Genomic DNA, 20,213 nt, shown 5'->3' on the forward strand with positions numbered 1-20,213 from the left:
ATGAGGTCGTTAGCTGATTTCGAATTTAATAAAGCGCCATTGTGTGATGGGATGATCCTGGCGTCGGAGTCTATCCGTCTGGATTTTCCAACACAAACTGTGTATGACGAACTGGAACGTCTGGTTAGTCTGGCGCAAGAAGAAATTAGCCAGCTCCTGTCTCAGGATGAGCAACTGGAAAAACTGCTGGCACTTTTTTACGGCGAATGGGGGTTTACGGATACCCACGGCGTCTATCGTCTTTCTGATGCATTATGGCTTGACCAGGTACTGAAAAATCGTCAGGGCAGCGCTGTATCTCTGGGCGCTATCTTGTTGTGGATTGCCAACCGACTGGAGCTACCGCTGGTGCCGGTGATTTTCCCGACACAACTCATCCTGCGTATTGAATCGCTCGATGGCGAAATGTGGCTAATCAATCCGTTCAATGGCGAAACGTTAAATGAGCACACGCTGGAAGTGTGGTTGAAGGGGAATATCAGCCCGGTCGCGGAGCTGTTTAACGAAGACCTGGATGAGGCGGATAATGCAGAAGTAATCCGCAAGCTGCTCGACACGCTGAAATCATCGCTGATGGAAGAGCGGCAAATGGAGCTGGCGCTGCGTGCCAGCGAAGCACTATTACAGTTTAATCCTGAAGATCCGTATGAAATACGCGATCGTGGATTAATCTACGCGCAGCTCGAGTGTGAACATGTTGCGTTGACCGATTTAAGTTATTTCGTTGAGCAGTGTCCGGAAGACCCGATCAGCGAAATGATTCGTGCGCAGATTAATACTATTTCGCACAAGCAAATTGTATTGCATTGATTAATGACACTTTACCTACCGTTTAAGGCGATCCTATGAAACAAAAAGTGGTTAGCATTGGCGACATCAACGTGGCAAATGACCTGCCGTTCGTGCTGTTTGGCGGAATGAACGTGCTGGAATCCCGCGATCTGGCGATGCGCATTTGTGAGCACTACGTAACCGTTACTCAAAAGCTGGGTATCCCTTACGTGTTCAAAGCCTCCTTTGATAAAGCCAACCGTTCTTCCATCCACTCTTACCGTGGACCGGGCCTTGAAGAAGGGATGAAAATCTTCCAGGAACTGAAGCAGACTTTTGGCGTAAAAGTGATCACCGACGTTCACGAAGCCAGCCAGGCGCAGCCTGTTGCTGACGTGGTGGATGTGATTCAGCTGCCGGCATTCCTCGCGCGTCAGACCGATCTGGTGGAAGCGATGGCGAAAACCGGTGCCGTTATCAACGTGAAGAAACCGCAGTTCGTAAGCCCTGGCCAGATGGGCAATATCGTGGATAAATTCCATGAAGGTGGTAACGATAAAGTTATTCTGTGCGACCGTGGCGCGAACTTTGGTTATGACAACCTGGTTGTGGACATGCTGGGCTTCAGCGTGATGAAGAAAGTCTCCGGCAACTCACCAGTGATTTTTGACGTTACCCATGCGCTGCAATGCCGTGATCCGTTTGGCGCAGCAAGCGGCGGTCGTCGTGCGCAGGTTACCGAACTGGCTCGCGCCGGTATGGCGGTAGGTCTGGCGGGTCTGTTTATTGAAGCGCATCCGGATCCAGCCAATGCGAAATGCGATGGCCCATCCGCGCTGCCGCTGGCGAAACTGGAACAGTTCCTGACGCAGATTAAAGCGATTGATGACCTGGTGAAAAGCTTCGACGAGCTGGATACCGAGAACTAATTCATTTTGTGTGCCTGATAGAGCTTGCGCTTATCAGGTATACGAAAGGAAATAAGAAGCCGGACCCGACAAGTTATGTCGGTGTCCGGCTTTTTTCATCAGGCAAATATCGTCATCAGATAGGCGATAAACAGCGCCAGATGTGCCGCACCGTTAAGCACATTGGTGCGTCCGGTGGAGAAAGAGATATGGCACAGTACCAGTGAAGAAACCATCACAATCATCTCTGGCGCGCCCAGCGCAAACACCAAATCATTCCCGGTTGCCCATGCGATCAGCGTCACCACTGGTACGGTCAGTGAAATAGTGGCTAATACTGAACCGAAGAACAAATTCATCGCCCGCTGTACCTGATTGCTCAGAACCGCTTTCAGCGCGCCCAGCCCTTCAGGAGAGAGGATGAGTAACGCAACCAGGAAACCGGTAAAGGCCACTGGGGCATTCAGTTCAGTCAGCAAGGTCTCCAGTGGGCTGGCGTTCATCTTGGTTACGGCAATAACGGCAATCAGATGAATGATAAGCCAGGCGGCGTGCCACATATTGCTGTGTGCTGATGGCTTGCCGTGATGCGGGTCGTCATCGTCGCCTTCATCTTCATGCTCGTAAATGAACAGGCTTTGGTGCGTTTTGGTTTGAATCAGTAAAAATACGCCGTACATCGCTGCAGAAATTAATGCTACCAGCAGCGCCTGGGCGGTAGTGAAATTCGCTCCCGGTAAAGCCATTGGGAACACCAGTACAATAATGGCCAGTGGGAACAGGGCAATTAAATACTGTTTAATACCAAACAGATTCATATACTGAGTAGCAAATTTACGGCCACCCAATAGTAACGAAAAACCGACCAGACCGCCGGTGACGATCATAATGATTGAGTACAACGTGTCGCGCATGAGCGTAGGTGCAGCATCACCGGTCGCCATTAATGCGGAGATTAAGCTGACTTCGAGAATAACGACGGACAGGCTGAGGATCAGTGACCCGTAGGGTTCGCCAAGTCGATGTGCTAATACATCCGCATGACGGACAACGCTGAATGCGCTGCTTAATATACCAATAAGGGCCAGCGCATTAATACCGATGACCACTGGTAGTGACTGACTGCTCCCCCAGAAGAACAGGACTACCAGCGCCAAAATCGGGAAGACGAGAGAGGTCTCCTTGTGGCGGGTTTTTACCGCCTCATGTACTTGTGTCATTGAACTAATTCTCCATCTCTGCAGGTATTTATAATTATAAAAGTATTAAAGAATGTAAAAAATAACAGATCTTTCGGTATTTCCGATCTAGTTTTACGTAATTTTACGGCATGGACCAATTTTTGCATCCAAGCGGATAAAATTGCATATCTTGTTTATAGAGTATTTAAATAACAAAGCATTAGATTTTAACGTCAACAAAAATTGCTGATACTACTGATACAAATGATAGTGCAGAGCTTAGCAACGCGAGAGGATATAAAGTGCCGTTGACGCTTTGTTGCCTTGCAAGCTAGCGGCGAATTGCCTATTGTCCAGCTATTGGTTTCAAAATGAGCAGTAAAAAAGCCCGGAAGGCGTCAAAAAAGTTGTCGCAGGGAAGCAGCAGTGGCGGAGGTGTAAGGTGTTAACGCGTGATTTTTTATTGAATGCCGACTGTAAGACGGCATTTGGTGCTATTGAAGAATCACTACTCTGGTCAGCGGAACAACGGGCAGCCTCACTGGCGGCCACGCTTGCTTGCCGACCCGATGATGGACCGGTGTGGATCTTCGGTTATGGATCGTTGATGTGGAATCCGGCCTTAGAGTTTGATGAGTCCTGTACCGGGACGTTAGTTGGCTGGCACCGTGCTTTTTGCCTGCGCCTGACGGCGGGGCGAGGAACGGCGGGTCAGCCAGGACGCATGTTGGCCTTGAAAGAGGGCGGACGCACTACCGGTGTAGCCTACCGCTTACCTAACGCATCGCTCGAACAAGAGCTTTCTTTACTGTGGAAGCGTGAAATGATCACCGGATGCTATCTGCCCACCTGGTGCCAGTTGGCGCTGGATGATGGTCGGAAGGTGAACGCGCTGGTCTTTATTATGGATCCTCGCCACCCGCTGTTTGAGTCAGACACGCGCGCGCAGGTGATTGCGCCGCTTATCGCTGCGGCGAGCGGACCTTTAGGCACCAACGCCCAGTATCTGTTCTCGCTGGAACAAGAGCTGGTCAAGTTGGGGATGCAGGATGACTGTCTTAACGATCTGGTGATCACGGTCAAACGATTGTTGGGAGAGAATCTGCCGGAAGGAGTTATGCGGCCAGGGTTTGCCTGAATCCAGCCGGGAACTGAATGCCCGAAAGCCAGGCGCTTTTCGGGCAATTAACGCTTAGGCTGCAATATAACTTATTGAATGCTCTAGCGACTGGCTGTGGCTGTCGATCAGCACATTCCAGATGCCGGTATAGGGCACGGTCAACCATGCGTTATCACGATCCTGCACGCTTAAGATGTCGGACTGCGTGTCTTTGACGTGATTTTTCTCGCTCATCAGATGGATGTGACAGCGCTCGGAACAGCGCACAACCACCGTATCGCCACCAAATAACTTTAAACTTGCCTTCACTAATGCCATTTTTCACCCCGTTCTTGAAAACAACGTACTTTCTGTCGAAAGTGCTGCGTGATGTTGTTCACATTTCACTCATTGCATAACACCAAAGGGGGAGCAACGGGATGCTGATTTTGATCAAAAAATGGCATAACGATTAAACAAAAGTGACAAAATCCCTCAAAAGGATTGAAAGGGCGTGCTAACGTTCAACGAAACCGCGCCCATCTACGATTAAATCCGGAAATTATCGACACTTTCAGTGTGCTTGCCTGAAAGCGGTGTATCAGAAGGTCAGCACTTTATCTGCAGCCAGCGTCCATTGAGCCAGTTCAACCAGCGTGCCGACGGCTACTCCGTCAATTAACGGCAGCGTGGTGATTCCACGGCCATCGGTGCAGGTTTTGCACAGTTTGACCGGCACATTTTGCGCCGTCAGAATCTCCAGCATTTGCTGAATATTGTATCCTTCCGCGGGTTTTTGACCACGCAATCCCGCGGTTACCGCGTCCGACATTAAAAACAAACGCAGATCGAGATCCCCTTCCTGCTCGCGCAAGGCGATAGCCAGACGTAGGCTGTTAAATAACGATTCGCTTCCATAGGCTGCACCGTTCGCGACGATCACTATCTTTTGCATTTTTACTCCTTTTGCTGCATGTGAGCGTTAAAAACTGACACGTATGTTACACCTATTTCTAGATGCCAGGATAATGCCGAAAAAGGAAGGAAGGGCTGAAAATCAATACTGAAGACGTTATGGTTTAAGATAAGTATGCCGCTGTGGCTAATAGATATAAGAAACCACTAACGATTTGAGCCGTAATATTTATTTATCTCTCGCTGTATTTGCACTCTTGCCGTTGGCAGGCGGTACTGCCAGCGCGCAATCGTCATTTATTCACCAGGCGGAAAACCCTTTCGATAACAATAGTGATGGCTTGCCCGATCTTGGTATGGCGCCGGAGTCGCGGGCAGGCGAAAAGCACTTTGCCGAAATGGTCAAAGCGTTTGGTGAAGCCAGCATGACCGATAACGGGCTTGATACAGGTGAACAGGCGAAGCAGTTTGCGTTTGGCCAGGTGCGCGACAGGGTCAGCGAACAGGTGAATCAGCAACTGGAATCCTGGCTCTCTCCCTGGGGAAACGCCAGCGTCGGGTTGCAGGTGGATAACGAAGGCAGCTTTACCGGGAGTCGGGGAAGTTGGTTTATCCCGTGGCAGGACAATCAACGTTATCTCACATGGAGCCAGTTGGGGCTGACGCAACAGGACGGAGGCCTGGTCAGTAATGCGGGGATTGGGCAGCGCTGGGTTCGTGACGGTTGGTTACTGGGTTACAACACCTTTTATGACAACCTGCTGGATGAGAATCTGCCTCGGGGAGGCGTGGGAGCAGAGGCGTGGGGTGAATACCTCCGTTTATCTGCTAATTACTATCAACCGTTGTCCTCCTGGCAGGATCGTTTTGCAACTCAAGAACAACGGATGGCCCGGGGATACGACCTGACCGCGCAAATGCGCATGCCGTTCTATCAACATCTCAATACCAGCGTCAGCGTGGAGCAGTATTTTGGTGACCAGGTGGATCTGTTTCATTCCGGAACCGGGTACCACAATCCTGTGGCGGTGAATCTGGGATTGAGCTATACGCCGGTGCCGCTGATCACCGTGACAGCACAGCATAAGCAGGGTGAAAATGGCGTCAGTCAGAATAACCTCGGATTAAAGCTAAATTATCGTTTTGGTGTGCCGCTAAAAAAACAGCTGATGGTAAGCGAGGTGGCAAACAGCCGATCGCTGCGCGGCAGTCGTTATGACGATCCACAACGTAACAATCTGCCGACGCTGGAGTATCGCCAGCGTAAAACACTGTCGGTATTTTTGGCCACGCCCCCCTGGGATCTCAAGCCTGGTGAGACGGTGGCGTTGAAGGTGCAGGTGCGTAGTTTGCATGGGATCCGTCGTCTGGCATGGCAGGGTGATACTCAGGCGTTGAGCTTAACGGCGGGCAGCAATAGCCGAAGCGCTCAGGGTTGGACGATTATTATGCCGAAGTGGGACAACAGAGAAGGTGCGACAAACCGCTGGCGGTTGTCTGTGGTGGTAGAAGATGAGCAGGGCCAGCGTGTCTCTTCCAATGAGATCACGCTATCACTGACCGAACCGTTTATTACCGTTTCGGAAAATGATCCTCGTTAACAATGACGCATGAGCGCGTTATCAGAAAATGCGTTCCTGGTGCACCCATACCGCGGCTTCAACGCGTGATTTGAGCTTCATTTTCTTCAGCATATGCTTCACGTGAACTTTTACTGTGCTTTCGGTGATGTCGAGGCGGCGGGCGATCATCTTATTAGGCAGACCCTGGGCGATGAGTTTAAGAATATCGCGTTCGCGCGGCGTCAGTTGAGTAACATCACGGTCGGATGTTGCGCGATTGGCGCGCAGGCTGGCGGCCAGAACCGGGGTTAAGGCTTCGCTCAGCACCATTTCACCAGCGGCAGCCTGCTGCAATGCTTTCAGTAAATCTTCCGGCTCCATATCTTTCAGCAGGTAACCGTCGGCACCACGCTTCAGTGCGGTAACCACATCTTCTTCATGATTGGATACGCTAAACACAACGATACGGCCCGACAGTGATTTTTCACGCAGCTTATCGAGGGTTTCCAGACCGTTCATGCCGGGCATGTTGAGATCAAGCAGGATCAGATCGGGATCAAGGGATTCAGCCAGCTCGATACCCTGCTCACCATTGCTGGCTTCGCCGACAACGGTAATATCGGGCGCCATGCTGACAAGCTGTTTTACACCGGTTCTCAGCATCGGATGATCGTCGATCAACAGGATAGTTGCCGGTTCCAGATTACTCATGGGTATCTCCTTGGACTTCTGTGAAGTTTGTTTCGGGAATAAAAGTGACAGCAACTTCAGTACCGCCCGTCTCGCGACGGCGTACGCGGCAATCGCCGCGCAAGCTCTGCGCGCGGTCGCGCATTATTATCATGCCGTAGTGGTTACTGCGTTCGGCGTTTTCCGGTACGCCGCAGCCGTTATCTTGCACTGTCAGTTTGACCTGCTTGCCATTTTGCACCACCGTCACGACCACTTCATTGGCCTGAGAGTGTTTAAGTGCGTTGCTCAGGGCTTCGCGCGCAATTTGTAGCAGGTGAATCGCCTGATGCGAAGGGACCAGGCGTGGCGGTAGCTGATAATCCAGCTTAACCGTAAATCCAAAACGGGCGCTGTACTCCTGACAGCTGGCTTCCAGCGCCGGTCGTAATCCAGGTTCTGTGAGCTGTAAACGGAAGGTGGTTAACAGTTCTCGCAGTTGTGCCCATGAAGCATTTAGCTCGTTACGAATCTGGCTGAGCAACTCGCGACAGTTATCTGAAAGCGCATCGCCCTGCATCTGTAAACAGCTAACCTGCATCTTCATACAAGAGAGCGATTGTGCAATAGAATCATGAAGTTCGCGCGCAATGGTGGCACGCTCTTCCATCACAATCAACTGCTGTTGACGCTCCTGATGCCTGTCGAGCGCAAGCGTTGCGGTCAGTTGCTCAACCAGAGTATCAACCAGCTGCTGCTGATCGTGGCTGAGATGGCGTCCGTTCGGCAAGGTGGCGAGCAGAATACCATACTGGGTATGCGCATCGGTCAGCCGCCATTTCAATGTAATCCCGCCGTCAATCGCGGGCAGCGTTCCGCGAGGACACAGATGGCAACCTTTCTCATCACAGCTGGCATTTGACTGACAGGTAAATTCCTGATGATTGTCTTCATCTTCCAGGTCGTAAACCCGGAGCTCAATATCATGCAGCAAGGTCAAATTTTGCAGACCATTCAGTACCGGAGAGAGGCGTTCGCACAACGGCACCTGAGAGTGCAGGCGGCGGTTAGCTTGCCACAGAAAAGAAAGAATCTGATTTTTGTGCTCCAGCCCCGCCGTTTTCTCCTGTACTCGCTGTTCCAGCACAGCGTAACTTTCGGCCAGTTCTTCCGACATATTATTTAGCGCCGAGCCCAAAGCCGCCATCTCATTACGACCGCTGATATGCGCGCGTTGGGTAAAATCACGCTGGCTGACGGCTCGCGCCATCGACAGCAGCTGTTTCCACGGTTCTAACAGGCGCACGCGCAGCCAGATAATGGTGAAAACCAGCAGCAATGCCATAAATACGGCCATCAGGCGATGCAGCAGGACGACGCGTTCAATGCGTAATTCGGTGGTATGGTCAAAGGCGGTGACCAATTTATCCAGTCCGCCCACAAAGCGCGTCACATCCTGCGCTACCGCATCAGGCGTTTGCGCATGCGCAAGTCCCGGCGCAAGTTCAGTGTGCCAGTAATCCTGTAATGCTTTTAACTGCGCCTGTTGTCCATCTCGCTTTGCGGCACGCGTCAACTCCGGGCTAAACGCCGTTTGCTCCATTTCATCCAGCAGCGGTTGATCGCTAGCGTCCAGCGGTACGGCTGCCAGCAGGCGATAACTCTGCATGCGCAGCGATCCCGCTTTGTTGATTGCATGGGCGCTACCCTGAACGCCCTGAACCAGCCAGCCGGAGACAGCCATACCCGCCACGCCGATGGCTGTGGACAATAAAACAATCAGCGCCACCTGGTTGACCAGCGTAAGCGGGGAGAGACAACGTTTAAACATGGTGACTTGTTCCTTCGGGTTTTCGTCGAACAGAAAACCTTATTGAATGACGATTCTGCTGCAGGCAGTGGCGTTATTCTCGGCGATACACTGGAGTATACCCATACCTCAAACGGGCTACCTCTTAATTGCCAGTGGAGGGAGAGATCCTGGGCGAGGGGGAGTAGGGGGCGACAGAAGCGTGAAAAACCACATCTTTTTTACCGAAGTTATGTACTCATTAAGGGTAATAATAAATTTTAGGCATGAATAATGACACCTTTTCCTTTGATTTATATCAACTTACCTCCAGCTGTAAACCCTAATGTTGCAGGCATCGAAACAAGTATCAGAGGTGTCTATGAGTCACTCATCTGCCCCGGAAAGGGCATCTGGAGCTGTAATTACCGAATGGCGGCCGGAAGATCCCGCCTTCTGGCAGCAGCGTGGTCAACGAATCGCCAGCCGTAATCTGTGGATTTCCGTCCCTTGCTTGCTGCTGGCGTTTTGCGTGTGGATGTTATTTAGCGCCGTGGCGGTGAACTTACCGAAAGTCGGATTTGATTTCACCACTGAACAGCTGTTCATGCTGACGGCATTACCTTCGGTGTCCGGCGCGCTGCTGCGTGTTCCGTACTCCTTTATGGTCCCCCTGTTTGGTGGACGTCGCTGGACGGCATTTAGCACCGGCATCCTGATCATTCCTTGCGTATGGTTAGGTTTTGCGGTGCAGGATACCTCCACGCCGTTTAGTACCTTTATTATTATCTCCCTGCTGTGCGGCTTCGCTGGTGCGAACTTTGCGTCCAGTATGGCAAACATCAGCTTCTTCTTTCCAAAACAGAAACAGGGCGGCGCGCTGGGTCTGAACGGTGGCCTGGGCAACATGGGCGTCAGCGTGATGCAGTTGGTCGCGCCGCTGGTGGTTTCATTGTCAATCTTTGCCGCATTTGGTAGCCACGGGGTTGAACAACCGGATGGTACACAGCTGTATCTGGCAAACGCCGCATGGATTTGGGTGCCGTTCCTCGCTATTTTCACGCTGGCCGCATGGTTCGGTATGAACGAACTGGCAACCTCCAAAGCCTCGCTGAAAGAGCAATTGCCGGTGCTGAAACGCGGGCATTTGTGGATTATGAGCCTGCTGTATCTGGCGACCTTCGGTTCCTTTATCGGTTTCTCAGCTGGATTTGCGATGCTGTCGAAAACGCAGTTCCCTGAGGTGCAGATCCTGCATTACGCCTTCTTTGGCCCGTTCATTGGTGCGTTGGCGCGTTCTGCGGGCGGCGCAATCTCTGACCGTCTGGGCGGGACCCGCGTCACGCTGGTGAACTTCATTCTGATGGCTATTTTCAGTGCCTTACTGTTCCTGACGCTGCCATCAAACGGTGTCGGCGGCAACTTTATCGCCTTCTTTGCGGTATTCCTGGCGTTGTTCCTGACGGCTGGTCTGGGGAGTGGTTCAACCTTCCAGATGATCTCTGTAATCTTTCGCAAACTGACGATGGACAGAGTGAAAGCTGAAGGTGGTTCAGAAGAGAAAGCGATGCGCGAGGCGGCAACCGATACGGCGGCAGCATTGGGCTTTATCTCTGCTATTGGTGCGATCGGCGGCTTCTTTATCCCGAAAGCATTTGGCACGTCCCTGGCATTAACCGGTTCTCCGGTCGGTGCGATGAAAGTATTTCTGATCTTCTATGTCGCTTGTGTGGTTATCACCTGGGCGGTATACGGACGTCATTCTAAAAAGTAAAAAAGAGGTATACACAAAATCATTCTAACTGCATCAAGGCGGCAAGTGAGAAATCCCCAGGAGCTAACAGAAGTAAGTGACTGGGGAGAACGAGCGCAGCCAACGCGAAGCAGTTTGAAGGATGAAGTGTAAGTTGATTATCCATTGCGCGGTGTTAGACCGCGCTTTTTTTTATCTGTAATTAGTTACAACATACTTTTGTATTGTGGCATGACAACAGTCTGTGAGAACGGCGAACGCAACCTGCTAAGCAGGGGGGATACCCCTTAATACCCACTTATAAAGAATTTAACATTTGCATGATAATTGAATTATTAAAAATCCTTTAAATTCAATTTATTACGTTAATTATCAATATCCCACTTTGGGGGTATGTAAAAACCAACCCTCATTTTTCATCCCTGCCTGCCTTGATCGTTATCAATTCTCACGCCCTTTCAGAGCGTTACCTTCGCTCTCAATCAAGCAATGTCGATTTATCAGAGAGCCGTCAGGCTCCTACAGGAGAAAACCGATGAGTAAATTCCTGGACCGGTTTCGCTACTTCAAGCAGAAGGGCGAAACCTTTGCCGATGGGCATGGCCAGCTTCTCAATACCAACAGGGACTGGGAGGACGGATACCGCCAGCGTTGGCAGCATGACAAAATCGTGCGTTCAACCCACGGGGTAAACTGCACTGGCTCATGCAGCTGGAAAATCTATGTGAAAAATGGTCTGGTGACCTGGGAAACCCAGCAAACCGATTATCCGCGTACCCGTCCGGACCTGCCAAACCACGAGCCTCGTGGTTGCCCTCGTGGTGCAAGCTATTCCTGGTATCTCTACAGCGCTAACCGTCTGAAATACCCGCTGATGCGCAAACGCCTGATGAAAATGTGGCGTGAAGCGAAAAGACTGCACAGCGATCCGGTAGACGCATGGGCCTCCATCATCGAAGACGCCGATAAAGCAAAAAGCTTCAAACAAGCGCGTGGTCGTGGTGGTTTTGTGCGTTCTTCCTGGCAGGAAGTGAATGAGCTGATTGCCGCTTCTAACGTTTACACCGTTAAAACCTACGGTCCTGACCGCGTGGCGGGCTTCTCGCCGATCCCTGCGATGTCGATGGTTTCCTACGCCTCCGGTGCACGATATCTGTCGCTGATTGGCGGCACCTGCCTGAGCTTCTACGATTGGTACTGTGACTTGCCGCCTGCGTCTCCGCAGACCTGGGGTGAGCAGACTGACGTTCCGGAATCTGCCGACTGGTATAACTCCAGTTACATTATCGCCTGGGGTTCAAACGTTCCGCAGACCCGTACCCCAGATGCGCACTTCTTCACGGAAGTTCGCTACAAAGGGACTAAAACGGTCGCCATCACCCCGGATTACGCCGAAATCGCCAAACTCTGCGATCTGTGGCTGGCTCCGAAGCAGGGCACCGATGCCGCAATGGCGCTGGCAATGGGCCACGTCATGCTGCGCGAGTTCCACCTTGATAACCCGAGCCAATACTTCACCGACTACGTGCGTCGTTACACCGACTTCCCGATGCTGGTGATGCTCGAAGAGCGTGACGGGTATTATGCGGCGGGTCGTATGCTGCGTGCCGCCGATCTGGTTGACTCCCTGGGTCAGGAAAATAATCCAGAGTGGAAAACCGTTGCCATCAATACCGACGGCGAAATGGTTGCGCCAAACGGTTCAATTGGTTTCCGCTGGGGTGAAAAAGGTAAATGGAACCTTGAACAGCGCGACGGCACGTCCGGTAACGAAACCGAACTGCAGCTCAGCCTGTTGGGCAGCCAGGACGACATCGCTGAAGTCGGCTTCCCGTATTTTGGCGGCGAAGGCACCGAGCACTTTAGCAAAGTTGAACTGGAAAATGTTCTGCTGCACAAACTGCCGGTAAAACGCCTGCAACTGGCAGATGGCAGCACCGCGCTGGTGACCACCGTTTACGATCTGACCATGGCCAACTACGGTCTGGAACGCGGTCTGAACGATGAAAACTGCGCCTCCAGCTACGACGATATCAAAGCGTATACTCCGGCATGGGCAGAGAAAATCACTGGCGTATCGCGCGCTCAGATCGTGCGTATTGCCCGTGAATTTGCCGATAACGCAGATAAAACGCACGGCCGCTCAATGATTATTGTTGGCGCGGGTCTGAACCACTGGTATCACCTCGATATGAACTATCGTGGGCTTATCAACATGTTGGTGTTCTGTGGTTGCGTCGGCCAGAGCGGCGGCGGTTGGGCCCACTATGTGGGTCAGGAAAAACTACGTCCGCAGACCGGTTGGCAGCCGCTGGCGTTTGGCCTTGACTGGCAGCGTCCGGCGCGTCACATGAACAGTACGTCCTATTTCTATAACCACTCCAGCCAATGGCGCTATGAGACGGTCACCGCGCAGGAACTGCTGTCTCCGCTGGCAGACAAATCCCGCTACAGTGGCCATTTGATTGACTTTAACGTTCGCGCTGAACGTATGGGCTGGTTGCCATCTGCGCCGCAGTTAGGTACTAACCCGCTGTACATTGCGCGTGAGGCAGAAAAAGTCGGGATGACACCGGTGGATTACACCGTTAAATCTCTGAAGGAAGGTTCTATTCGCTTTGCGGCTGAACAACCAGAGAACGGTAAAAACCATCCGCGTAACCTGTTTATCTGGCGTTCTAACCTGCTCGGCTCTTCCGGTAAAGGCCACGAGTACATGCTGAAGTATCTGCTGGGTACTGAACATGGTATTCAGGGGCTGGATCTGGGTAAACAGGGGGGCGTGAAGCCAGAAGAAGTGGAATGGCAGGATAACGGACTGGACGGCAAGCTGGATCTGGTCGTTACCCTGGACTTCCGTCTGTCGAGCACCTGTCTGTACTCCGACATCGTGCTGCCGACCGCCACCTGGTATGAAAAAGACGATATGAATACCTCGGATATGCATCCGTTTATTCACCCGTTGTCTGCCGCCGTTGATCCAGCCTGGGAATCGAAGAGCGACTGGGAAATCTACAAGGCTATCGCCAAGAAATTCTCTGAAGTTTGCGTGGGCCACCTTGGCAAAGAAACTGACGTAGTGACGCTGCCTATCCAGCACGACTCGGCCGCCGAACTGGCGCAGCCGTTGGATGTTAAAGACTGGAAGAAAGGCGAATGCGATCTGATTCCAGGCGTTACCGCGCCGCACATCATGACAGTTGAGCGTGATTACCCGGCAACCTACGAACGCTTCACGTCCATCGGCCCACTGATGGATAAAGTCGGGAACGGCGGGAAAGGGATTGCCTGGAACACCCAGAGCGAAATGGACCTGCTGCGTAAGCTCAACTACACCAAGGCTGAAGGCCCGGCAAAAGGCCAGCCGATGCTGAATACGGCGATTGATGCCGCTGAGATGATCCTCACCCTGGCACCGGAAACCAACGGTCAGGTGGCGGTGAAAGCCTGGGCGGCGCTGAGTGAATTTACCGGCCGTGACCATACGCATCTGGCGCTGAATAAAGAAGACGAGAAAATCCGCTTCCGCGATATTCAGGCGCAGCCGCGCAAAATTATCTCCAGCCCGACCTGGTCAGGACTGGAAGATGAACATGTTTCTTACAACGCCGGATACACCAACGTTCACGAGCTGATCCCATGGCGTACGCTGACTGGTCGCCAGCAGCTGTATCAGGATCATCAGTGGATGCGAGACTTCGGTGAAAGCCTGCTGGTTTACCGCCCACCAATTGATACTCGTTCGGTGAAAGAGGTGATGGGCGAGAAATCAAATGGTAACCCTGAAAAAGCGCTCAACTTCCTGACGCCACACCAGAAGTGGGGTATCCACTCCACCTACAGCGATAACCTGCTGATGCTGACGTTAGGCCGCGGCGGTCCGATCGTGTGGATGAGCGAAGCGGATGCGAAAGAACTGGGTATCGAGGATAACGACTGGATCGAAGTCTTTAACAGTAACGGGGCACTTACCGCCCGTGCGGTTGTGAGTCAACGTGTCCCGGCCGGGATGACCATGATGTACCACGCCCAGGAACGTATTGTGAATATTCCGGGGTCGGAGATTACCGAGCAGCGCGGCGGGATCCATAACTCGGTGACCCGTATCACACCGAAACCGACGCACATGATTGGTGGTTATGCCCACCTGGCCTACGGCTTTAACTACTACGGCACCGTAGGTTCGAACCGTGATGAGTTCGTGGTGGTTCGTAAGATGAAGAACATTGACTGGTTGGATGGCGAAGGCAATGACCAGGTACAGGAGAGCGTAAAATGAAAATTCGTTCACAAGTCGGCATGGTGCTGAATCTCGATAAGTGCATCGGTTGCCACACCTGTTCAGTAACCTGTAAAAACGTCTGGACCAGCCGTGAAGGTGCGGAGTATGCCTGGTTTAACAACGTTGAAACCAAACCGGGTACTGGCTTCCCAACTGATTGGGAAAACCAGGAAAAATGGAAGGGCGGTTGGATCCGTAAGATCAACGGTAAACTGGTGCCGCGCATGGGTAACAAAGCGCTGCTGCTGGGTAAAATTTTTGCTAACCCGCATTTGCCAGGTATTGATGACTACTACGAACCGTTTGACTTCGATTACCAGACTCTGCACAACACCCCGGCAGACAGCAAAGCACAGCCGATTGCCCGTCCGCGCTCGCTGATCACCGGTCAGCGTATGGATAAAATCACCAAAGGTCCGAACTGGGAAGATGACCTCGGCGGTGAGTTCGAGAAGCTGGCGAAAGACAAAAATTTCGAGAACATGCAGAAGGCGATGTACGGTCAGTTCGAAAACACCTTCATGATGTATTTGCCGCGTCTGTGCGAGCACTGCCTTAATCCGGCGTGCGTGGCGACTTGCCCGAGCGGTGCCATTTACAAGCGTGAAGAAGATGGCATCGTGCTGATCGATCAGGACAAATGCCGCGGCTGGCGTATGTGCATCACCGGTTGCCCGTATAAAAAAATCTACTTCAACTGGAAGAGCGGTAAGTCAGAGAAGTGCATTTTCTGCTATCCACGTATCGAAGCCGGTCAGCCGACCGTGTGCTCCGAAACCTGCGTCGGTCGTATCCGTTACCTCGGCGTACTGCTGTATGACGCGGATGCGATTGAAAGCGCGGCAAGCACCGAGCATGAGAAAGATCTTTACCAGCGTCAACTGGACGTGTTCCTCGATCCGAACGATCCGGCTGTTATTGAACAGGCGCTGAAAGATGGTATTCCGCTGAGCGTTATCGATGCCGCACAGCAGTCTCCGGTTTATAAAATGGCGATGGACTGGAAGTTGGCGCTGCCGCTGCATCCGGAATACCGCACATTGCCGATGGTTTGGTACGTGCCGCCATTGTCACCGATTCAGTCTGCCGCCGATGCAGGCGAGCTGGGCAGCAACGGTATTCTGCCGGACGTTGACAGTCTGCGTATCCCGGTTCAGTACCTGGCGAACCTGCTGACCGCAGGCGATACTCAGCCGGTGCTGTTGGCGCTGAAACGTATGCTGGCAATGCGTCACTACAAACGTACGGAAACCGTTGACGGTAAAGTCGATACCCGTGCGCTGGAAGAGGTGGGCTTGAGCGAAGCGCAGGCACAGGAAATGTATCGTTATCTGGCGATCGCGAACTACGAAGATCGTTTCGTGGTACCGAGCAGCCATCGTGAACTGGCGCGTGAAGCGTTCCCGGAGAAAAGCGGTTGTGGCTTTACCTTCGGTGACGGTTGCCACGGTTCTGATACTAAATTCAATCTGTTCAACAGCCGCCGCATCGACGCTGTCGATGTGACCAGCAAAACGGAGCCGCACCAATGATTGAACTCGTCATTGTTTCGCGTTTGCTCGAGTACCCGGATGCTGCCCTGTGGCAGCATCAGCAGGAGCTTTTCGATGCACTCGCGTCATCTGAGAACCTGGATAAAGAGGATGCCCAGACTCTGGGCGTTTTCCTGCGCGATCTAATCGCGCAAGACGTGCTGGATGTGCAGGCAAGTTACAGCGAACTGTTTGATCGTGGCCGTGCCACCTCGCTGCTGCTGTTTGAACATGTACACGGTGAATCCCGCGATCGCGGTCAGGCGATGGTTGACCTGATGGCACAGTATGAACAGCACGGTTTGCAGCTCGACAGCCGCGAACTTCCCGATCATCTGCCGTTGTATCTGGAATATCTTGCGCAACTGCCGAAAAGCGAAGCGCTAGGTGGCTTGCAGGATATCGCGCCGATTCTGGCTTTGCTCAGCGCTCGTTTGCAGCAGCGTGGAAGCCGTTATGCAGTACTGTTCGATTTGCTGTTAAAACTGGCGAATACCGTTATCGACAGCGATAAAGTGGCTGAAAAAATTGCGGATGAAGCCCGTGATGATACCCCACAAGCGCTGGATGCGGTCTGGGAAGAAGAGCAGGTAAAATTCTTCGCCGATCAGGGGTGTGGCGAGTCGGAAATCTCCGCTCACCAGCGTCGTTTTGCCGGGGCCGTTGCGCCGCAGTATCTGAATATCACCACCGGAGGACTGCACTAATGCACTTCCTGAATACGTTCTTCTTTGACATCTATCCGTACATCGCGGGTTCTGTCTTTCTGATCGGCAGTTGGCTGCGTTATGACTACGGGCAGTATACGTGGCGTGCGGCCTCCAGTCAGATGTTGGATCGCAAAGGGATGAACCTGGCGTCAAACCTGTTTCACATCGGGATCCTGGGGATTTTTGCCGGGCACTTCTTGGGTATGTTAACGCCGCACTGGATGTATGAAGCGTGGCTGCCGCTTGAAGTGAAACAAAAGATGGCGATGTTCGCGGGTGGCGCCAGTGGCGTAATGTGTCTGATTGGCGGTGTACTGCTGTTGAAACGTCGTTTGTTCAGCCCACGAGTGCGGGCCACCACCACCGGAGCGGATATTCTGATCCTCTCTCTGTTGGTTATCCAGTGTGCGCTGGGTCTGCTGACCATTCCGTTCTCCGCCCAGCATATGGACGGCAGCGAGATGATGAAGCTGGTGAACTGGGCGCAGACAGTGGTGACCTTCCATGGCGGAGCGTCTCAGTATCTGGATGGCGTCGCATTTATTTTCCGTGTGCACCTTGTGCTGGGTATGACGCTGTTCCTGTTGTTCCCATTCTCGCGTCTGGTACACATCTGGAGCGTCCCGGTCGAATATCTGACACGCAAATACCAGATTGTTCGTGCACGTCACTAATCGTATTTCTGTGAAAGATAAACCCTGCTTCGGCGGGGTTTTTTTATGCCTGTTTGCCGGATGGCGGCGCAAGCGCCTTATCCAGCCTACGCAGGTTTAAGCGAGCGCCGTAGGCCTGCGTAGTGCATCAGGCAATTTGTGGGCATGTGTCGAGTTTGTAGGTCTGATAAGCACAGCGCATCAGGCAAATAAAGGGCATTGCAGATTGATTTTGTGTTGGTGCTTTATGAAGTGATGGTGGTGGGGGAAGGATTACTCAGCGCTGCGCGCTTCGCCCTTCGGGTCGTTGCCTGCGGCAACGCTTTCTCGCTAACGCTCGAATCGAACCTTGTTCGAAGCTTCTCATCCTTCCCGAATAGGAAGAATTTGGGGCATTGCAGATTGATTTTGTGTTGGTGCTTTATGAAGTGATGGTGGTGGGGGAAGGATTCGAACCTTCGAAGTCGATGACGGCAGATTTACAGTCTGCTCCCTTTGGCCGCTCGGGAACCCCACCAGGGGTATACTAATTTTGTGAGTCTAAAAGAATGAATGGTGGTGGGGGAAGGATTATTCGTCGCTTCGCTCCTCACCCTTCGGGCCGTTGCCGTTGGCAACGTTCTCTCGCTTTCGCTCGAGTCGAACCTTAATCGAAGGTTCTCACCCTTCCCCGACAAGTGCAAACTTCTGTATTGCTCACCGGGATAACTACATCGCTGTAGTAAATAATGGTGGTGGGGGAAGGATTCGAACCTTCGAAGTCGATGACGGCAGATTTACAGTCTGCTCCCTTTGGCCGCTCGGGAACCCCACCACGGGGTAATGCTAATTACTGGCCTGCTTCCGTTGGAAGCGGGGCGCATCATATCAAATGATGCGCCCCTGTAAAGCATTCCGTTGATAAAAAAGAACTGGTTGCCTGATTTTTACACGCAAAGATGTAAAGGTAACCAATTAACTTATCAATCGATTACAGAATAATCGTTCGGTTACCGTAAACAAAGACGCGCTGAGCCAGAACCTGATACAGCGCACGGCTTAAAACATTTTTTTCAACGTCGCGACCCGCGCGCATCATATCTTCGGCAGTGTAGGTGTGATCAACATGGATCACGTCCTGCATAATGATTGGGCCTTCATCAAGGTTATCATTCACGTAGTGGGCCGTCGCGCCGATGATTTTTACGCCGCGCTCATAAGCTTGATGATACGGGCGAGCACCAATGAATGCTGGCAGGAATGAATGGTGAATATTGATAATTTTATTTGGGAAGCGTGAAACAAATGTCGGGGTCAGAACGCGCATGTATTTAGCCAGCACGACATAGTCCGGCTGATGGGCGTCGATAGCGTCAGCCATTTTCTGATCATGTTCGTCACGTGTTAAACCTTCATGGCTGACCAGCTCAAACGGAATATCAAACCGTTCAACCAGAGGACGCAACGTCTCGTGATTGCCGATCACCGCGGCGATTTCAACATCCAGCCCGCCATAATTGGCCTTCATTAACAGATCGCCCAGGCAATGCGCTTCCTTAGTGACCAAAATGACGATGCGGCGGCGGCCTGCTGGGGTTAATTCACGAATTGAGCCTTCAGGTAAGGCGCTGTCCAGATCGGCAAGCAGCGTGACGTCGTTAAAAATGCCCTCCAGTTCGGTGCGCATAAAAAAGCGTCCGGTGCGGTGGTCCACAAACTCATTGTTCTGCACGATGTTCAGTTCATGCTTGTAACAGATATTCGTAATGCGCGCGATCAGACCTTTTTGGTCCGGGCAAATAGTACGCAGCACTTTTCTTTGTAATGAATGCATTTGCAGCGGTGATCCTGTTGAGAATGTTTGCAAAATTGATACTGTCGGGCGTTGATTAGCCGCAGCACTTTTTAAATTTTTTACCGGAGCCACAAGGGCAGGTATCGTTTCGTCCAATTTGAGGGCGTGTACCGTCTATATAGTACCACTGACCGTTTTCTTTTAAAAAACGAGAGCGCTCGATAATTGCACCTGTTTTACCTTGTTCAGAAAACCGCGCGACAAAACTGACATAGCCGATATCTTCTGTGTCTGCCGTCTCTTGTTCAAAAACGGTCAGTCCGAGCCATTCTGTATGACTAAATCCTGCGATAATGTCGTCGCGAAACGAGGCCGCATGACAATCTGGATGCCAGGTTTTGATCAGGTAATCTGCGTCTTTCATCACAAAAGCACAGTAACGAGAACGCATGAGGTGTGACGGCGTAGGTGCTACTTGCGCGCCGGACACATAACGGTAGCAACATAGGCTATACTCGACAGCGCTACCACAGGGACAAAGCTGAGACACAAAGTACTCCCTGGAATATAAAAACGGCGTAAAAACGCCAGAGTGGCACTATGTTAACTGAGCGG

Annotated in this window: 16 protein-coding genes, 2 tRNA genes and 2 other RNA genes; 9 read left to right on the forward strand and 11 right to left on the reverse strand. The window is 52.1% G+C overall.

What is annotated here, in order from left to right; genetic code table 11:
* Nucleotides 1-810, forward strand: coding sequence for an invasion regulator SirB1 (sirB1, locus tag OGV57_RS21235; RefSeq protein WP_003020775.1), 810 nt, complete (start codon nucleotides 1-3; stop codon nucleotides 808-810).
* Between the two features lie 35 nt (nucleotides 811-845).
* Nucleotides 846-1,700 carry a 3-deoxy-8-phosphooctulonate synthase gene (kdsA, locus tag OGV57_RS21240; protein ID WP_003020772.1) on the forward strand — a complete coding sequence of 285 codons (855 nt, stop codon included), beginning with the start codon at nucleotides 846-848 and terminating at the stop codon, nucleotides 1,698-1,700.
* Nucleotides 1,701-1,798: 98 nt separating this feature from the next.
* On the opposite strand, the gene chaA is transcribed toward kdsA, so the two are convergent.
* Nucleotides 1,799-2,899 carry a sodium-potassium/proton antiporter ChaA gene (gene chaA / locus OGV57_RS21245; protein WP_003020769.1) on the reverse strand — a complete coding sequence of 367 codons (1,101 nt, stop codon included), beginning with the start codon at nucleotides 2,897-2,899 and terminating at the stop codon, nucleotides 1,799-1,801.
* A 403-nt stretch (nucleotides 2,900-3,302) separates the two neighbouring features.
* Here chaA and OGV57_RS21250 point away from each other — a divergent pair, with 403 nt between their 5' ends.
* Entirely contained in the window at nucleotides 3,303-3,998 is a 696-nt protein-coding gene (locus OGV57_RS21250; RefSeq protein ID WP_032935458.1) for a gamma-glutamylcyclotransferase, read from the forward strand.
* Between the two features lie 54 nt (nucleotides 3,999-4,052).
* Here the strand turns inward: OGV57_RS21250 and OGV57_RS21255 are convergent, their stop codons facing one another.
* Nucleotides 4,053-4,298, reverse strand: a complete 246-nt coding sequence (locus OGV57_RS21255) for a DUF1883 domain-containing protein (RefSeq protein WP_003020763.1) — start codon at nucleotides 4,296-4,298, stop codon at nucleotides 4,053-4,055.
* A gap of 262 nt (nucleotides 4,299-4,560) precedes the next feature.
* Nucleotides 4,561-4,914: a DsrE/DsrF/TusD sulfur relay family protein gene (locus tag OGV57_RS21260; RefSeq protein WP_003020761.1), complete on the reverse strand. Its 354-nt coding sequence runs from the start codon at nucleotides 4,912-4,914 to the stop codon at nucleotides 4,561-4,563.
* 175 nt (nucleotides 4,915-5,089) lie between these two features.
* On the opposite strand from OGV57_RS21260, the gene OGV57_RS21265 reads away from it, so the two are divergent.
* Nucleotides 5,090-6,475, forward strand: coding sequence for a YchO/YchP family invasin (locus OGV57_RS21265; protein ID WP_054528435.1), 1,386 nt, complete (start codon nucleotides 5,090-5,092; stop codon nucleotides 6,473-6,475).
* A gap of 21 nt (nucleotides 6,476-6,496) precedes the next feature.
* Here the strand turns inward: OGV57_RS21265 and narL are convergent, their stop codons facing one another.
* Nucleotides 6,497-7,147 carry a two-component system response regulator NarL gene (gene narL / locus OGV57_RS21270; RefSeq protein WP_003020756.1) on the reverse strand — a complete coding sequence of 217 codons (651 nt, stop codon included), beginning with the start codon at nucleotides 7,145-7,147 and terminating at the stop codon, nucleotides 6,497-6,499.
* The gene (gene narX, locus OGV57_RS21275) at nucleotides 7,140-8,936 is read right to left on the reverse strand and encodes a nitrate/nitrite two-component system sensor histidine kinase NarX (RefSeq protein ID WP_003020754.1); all 1,797 of its coding nucleotides are present in this window, start codon (nucleotides 8,934-8,936) and stop codon (nucleotides 7,140-7,142) included. Before narX ends, narL begins: the two co-directional genes overlap by 8 nt.
* 340 nt (nucleotides 8,937-9,276) lie before the next feature.
* On the opposite strand from narX, the gene OGV57_RS21280 reads away from it, so the two are divergent.
* The 5 genes from OGV57_RS21280 (at nucleotide 9,277) to narI (ending at nucleotide 17,845) form a co-directional block, all read left to right on the forward strand.
* Nucleotides 9,277-10,668 carry a NarK family nitrate/nitrite MFS transporter gene (locus tag OGV57_RS21280; protein ID WP_003020752.1) on the forward strand — a complete coding sequence of 464 codons (1,392 nt, stop codon included), beginning with the start codon at nucleotides 9,277-9,279 and terminating at the stop codon, nucleotides 10,666-10,668.
* A gap of 514 nt (nucleotides 10,669-11,182) precedes the next feature.
* Nucleotides 11,183-14,926 carry a nitrate reductase subunit alpha gene (locus tag OGV57_RS21285; RefSeq protein WP_054528434.1) on the forward strand — a complete coding sequence of 1,248 codons (3,744 nt, stop codon included), beginning with the start codon at nucleotides 11,183-11,185 and terminating at the stop codon, nucleotides 14,924-14,926.
* Nucleotides 14,923-16,461, forward strand: coding sequence for a nitrate reductase subunit beta (gene narH, locus OGV57_RS21290; protein ID WP_044710948.1), 1,539 nt, complete (start codon nucleotides 14,923-14,925; stop codon nucleotides 16,459-16,461). The genes OGV57_RS21285 and narH overlap by 4 nt, the downstream gene beginning before the upstream one ends.
* On the forward strand, nucleotides 16,458-17,168 hold the full coding sequence (gene narJ, locus OGV57_RS21295; RefSeq protein WP_054528433.1) for a nitrate reductase molybdenum cofactor assembly chaperone: 711 nt from the start codon (nucleotides 16,458-16,460) through the stop codon (nucleotides 17,166-17,168). The genes narH and narJ overlap by 4 nt, the downstream gene beginning before the upstream one ends.
* Nucleotides 17,168-17,845, forward strand: coding sequence for a respiratory nitrate reductase subunit gamma (narI, locus tag OGV57_RS21300; protein ID WP_003020743.1), 678 nt, complete (start codon nucleotides 17,168-17,170; stop codon nucleotides 17,843-17,845). Before narJ ends, narI begins: the two co-directional genes overlap by 1 nt.
* 235 nt (nucleotides 17,846-18,080) lie before the next feature.
* On the opposite strand, the gene OGV57_RS21305 is transcribed toward narI, so the two are convergent.
* The 6 genes from OGV57_RS21305 to OGV57_RS21330 form a co-directional block, all read right to left on the reverse strand.
* Nucleotides 18,081-18,212, reverse strand: a non-coding RNA gene (locus OGV57_RS21305) — RtT sRNA.
* 44 nt (nucleotides 18,213-18,256) lie between these two features.
* Nucleotides 18,257-18,341: transfer RNA gene (locus tag OGV57_RS21310), tRNA-Tyr, on the reverse strand.
* A gap of 36 nt (nucleotides 18,342-18,377) precedes the next feature.
* Nucleotides 18,378-18,509: non-coding RNA, RtT sRNA (locus tag OGV57_RS21315), on the reverse strand.
* A gap of 44 nt (nucleotides 18,510-18,553) precedes the next feature.
* Nucleotides 18,554-18,638: transfer RNA gene (locus OGV57_RS21320), tRNA-Tyr, on the reverse strand.
* A gap of 156 nt (nucleotides 18,639-18,794) precedes the next feature.
* Nucleotides 18,795-19,637 (reverse strand): formyltetrahydrofolate deformylase, encoded by an 843-nt coding sequence (purU, locus tag OGV57_RS21325; protein WP_003020737.1) that lies wholly within the window; start codon nucleotides 19,635-19,637, stop codon nucleotides 18,795-18,797.
* A gap of 55 nt (nucleotides 19,638-19,692) precedes the next feature.
* Entirely contained in the window at nucleotides 19,693-20,148 is a 456-nt protein-coding gene (locus tag OGV57_RS21330; RefSeq protein WP_016150345.1) for a YchJ family protein, read from the reverse strand.
* Nucleotides 20,149-20,213 lie beyond the last annotated feature (65 nt).

Origin of the sequence: Citrobacter sp. Cf087 (genome assembly GCF_030334285.1) — a bacterium.
Classification (GTDB): domain Bacteria; phylum Pseudomonadota; class Gammaproteobacteria; order Enterobacterales; family Enterobacteriaceae; genus Citrobacter; species Citrobacter freundii.